The 1,927-nt window shown below is 40.8% G+C and carries 3 protein-coding genes; all 3 read left to right on the top strand.

Going from position 1 to position 1,927, the window contains the following annotated elements; translation table 11 throughout:
- Window positions 1–72 precede the first annotated feature (72 nt).
- Window positions 73–519, top strand: a complete 447-nt coding sequence (locus tag Q0590_RS37175) for a hypothetical protein (RefSeq protein WP_302042756.1) — start codon at window positions 73–75, stop codon at window positions 517–519.
- Between the two features lie 198 nt (window positions 520–717).
- On the top strand, window positions 718–1,041 hold the full coding sequence (locus tag Q0590_RS37170) for a hypothetical protein (protein WP_302042755.1): 324 nt from the start codon (window positions 718–720) through the stop codon (window positions 1,039–1,041).
- Between the two features lie 215 nt (window positions 1,042–1,256).
- Window positions 1,257–1,778 carry a hypothetical protein gene (locus Q0590_RS37165; RefSeq protein ID WP_302042754.1) on the top strand — a complete coding sequence of 174 codons (522 nt, stop codon included), beginning with the start codon at window positions 1,257–1,259 and terminating at the stop codon, window positions 1,776–1,778.
- The last annotated feature ends 149 nt before the right edge of the window (window positions 1,779–1,927 follow it).

The raw sequence follows: 1,927 nt of genomic DNA, 5'->3' as shown, positions 1-1,927 counted from the left end.
CGCGCAGAGCTTATTCATGTATCACCGGCTGCGAGTAGCGGCTGGTCTATTAGCAGTTAGTGAAAAAAAAGAATGACAAAGCTGTACTTAGACATAGACGGTGTTCTACTGACAAAACGAAATACGAAAAGTGCAGATTCAGGGGCAGAATTCGTGGAATTTGTAACCAGACATTTCGACTGCTATTGGTTGACAACGCACTGCAAAGGAGACGCACAGACAGCCGTTAGATACCTTTCCAGATACTATGATAGGGACAGTCTTGACAAGTTGACAAAAGTCAAGGCTACTGATTGGCAGACGCTCAAAACAGAAGGTATTGATTTCTCCTCTGACTTCTATTGGATTGATGACGCACCGTTTGAGAGTGAAAGACAACAGTTAATTAAAAATCAAGTTGTTGACAGATTGATAATTGCTGACCTGAACAGAGAAAATGAATTGATGAAGGTAAAAGACCAACTGCTAACCTTAGCTAAGTCAATCACCGGGCCGCAGACGCGCAGGGCTGACGCATGAGGCCACGGCGCTGTTTAGCCATGCTACATTGTGCGCCAGCGGAAGAATAAAAACTGAAACGGCGGACAGGAGATCGTCAGAGTTACATCAAGACAAGCAGAGCTATCAATAAGCGAAATATGAAATGGCTTTAAAAAAAGAATTATGTATTATTTATATTTCTTGCTAAATAGACTCAACTACAAGCAGTTTTTTTATTTGATTATACCTTTATCAAATTTGCTATTGGGAGCTGTATACAGTTACGGCTTGAATAACAGATTTCCTACTAAAGATTTCTTTGATGTCATCTTGCTACAGTTAATCATTCCATATATTTCCGGCGTGATTGTATTACTTTGGCTTTCTATATATAAAGCAACAAATGATAAGGAAAATCGACACGACAAGATTAATCCTAAGGATAAATCATTGGCTGATATGTTAGATATGGAAGTAGTCAATTTTGAAAACTATGCTAAATGTACTTTTATAGCGTGGGCAATATATGTTGTTCCACTTGTCTATAACATCATAAAATAAAACCTGATGATAAAATGGTGGATAGAAAATCGGCAGGAGGGAAAAGTGACACACCGGGAAAGTGAAGAGCGTGTAGAAAAGAAAGCCAAATGAAAACGCAGAGCGCACAACATCGGCTACTCCGGCCAGCCCTCCGCAGAACGCGCAGGGCTAACGCAAAAGGCGAGGCCGTCGTGTAGCTATGTTCATTAGTGGCAACTATAAAAAGAATAGGTATGGAAAACAAGCAGGAATCTGGAGAAGATAAGCCATATGGAATAGACAAAGACTTTGCTCACCCCAAAGCGGTAGAATTAATTCCTGAAGAATTCTTTTGGGATTGTGTCGATGAAGCAGCTCCCTTTGGAAGTGATGAGGGAGATACTGCCTTGGGAGAATACCGCGATTGGAGACAAAATAATCCTAATCAAAGCTTGTTAGAGTGTTTGATATGGGTAATTGAAGATGTTGGGGAAATGGACTTCCAAAAGTACAACTCTAAAATGCTCAACAGGAAAAAGATTGCCGCTCAAATCGATGACGATGATTTTGATGATCAGCAATTCATTTACACATTGGATTTATCAGTAATTACTACCGGCTTTGGTCAATTAGTTGATGAAGGCACAATCGATGCTGAAGCAATACCCGTTGTTGAACTTGCAATTGACAGGCAACTTATCTGGAGCGAGTTAGTGGAATGGGAAGAATACCACACTAATTTGAAGGTATTAAAGGATAAACTGCAAAAAATATAAAGAGCATGCCACTAACACCCCATTCACCGTTAACCGGCCTTGTCTCACCTCAAGGCTCCACCGCAATAGGAGCGGTTTACGGGAATGGTTGATCCATGTGCGACTCGTTTTCTTGAAAGATCGAAAGATCGGGGAAAGAAGCAGCGTAG

Origin of the sequence: Rhodocytophaga aerolata (assembly GCF_030503435.1) — a bacterium.
GTDB lineage: Bacteria > Bacteroidota > Bacteroidia > Cytophagales > 172606-1 > Rhodocytophaga > Rhodocytophaga aerolata.
This window is presented reverse-complemented; position numbering and strand designations above follow the sequence as displayed.

What these genes read in the sequence shown, in the direction of transcription:
- Q0590_RS37175 (WP_302042756.1), top strand. Translation starts at nt 73, where the DNA reads ATGACAAAGCTGTACTTAGACATAGACGGTGTTCTACTGACAAAACGA.
- Q0590_RS37165 (WP_302042754.1), top strand. Translation starts at nt 1,257, where the DNA reads ATGGAAAACAAGCAGGAATCTGGAGAAGATAAGCCATATGGAATAGAC.